This window comes from Stenotrophomonas sp. INTA L402-1 (genome assembly GCF_059295135.1).
In genome coordinates, this window is record NZ_JCAFWP010000154.1 from 1 (window position 1) to 636 (window position 636).

Genomic DNA, 636 nt, shown 5'->3' on the forward strand with positions numbered 1-636 from the left:
GTTCTCCGGTTAACTTCTCCGGTAAACTGTACAACATCGTTCCTTACGGTATCGATGCTACCGGTCATATCGACTACGCCGATCTGGAAAAACAAGCCAAAGAACACAAACCGAAAATGATTATCGGTGGTTTCTCTGCATATTCCGGCGTGGTTGACTGGGCGAAAATGCGTGAAATCGCTGACAGCATCGGTGCTTACCTGTTCGTTGATATGGCGCACGTTGCGGGCCTGGTTGCTGCTGGCGTCTACCCGAACCCGGTTCCTCATGCTCACGTTGTTACTACCACCACTCACAAAACCCTGGCGGGTCCGCGCGGCGGCCTGATCCTGGCGAAAGGTGGTAGCGAAGAGCTGTACAAAAAACTGAACTCTGCCGTTTTCCCTGGTGGTCAGGGCGGTCCGTTGATGCACGTAATCGCCGGTAAAGCGGTTGCTCTGAAAGAAGCGATGGAGCCTGAGTTCAAAACGTACCAGCAGCAGGTCGCTAAAAACGCTAAAGCGATGGTAGAAGTGTTCCTGGAACGCGGCTACAAAGTGGTTTCCGGCGGCACTGATAACCACCTGTTCCTGGTTGATCTGGTTGATAAAAACCTGACCGGTAAAGAAGCGGACGCCGCTCTGGGCCGTGCTAACA

The 636-nt window shown here is 53.1% G+C and carries 1 pseudogene; it reads left to right on the plus strand.

Annotated features, from left to right (window positions below):
* Window positions 1-636, plus strand: a pseudogene (glyA, locus tag AC5O77_RS22050) (serine hydroxymethyltransferase); the annotation flags it as partial.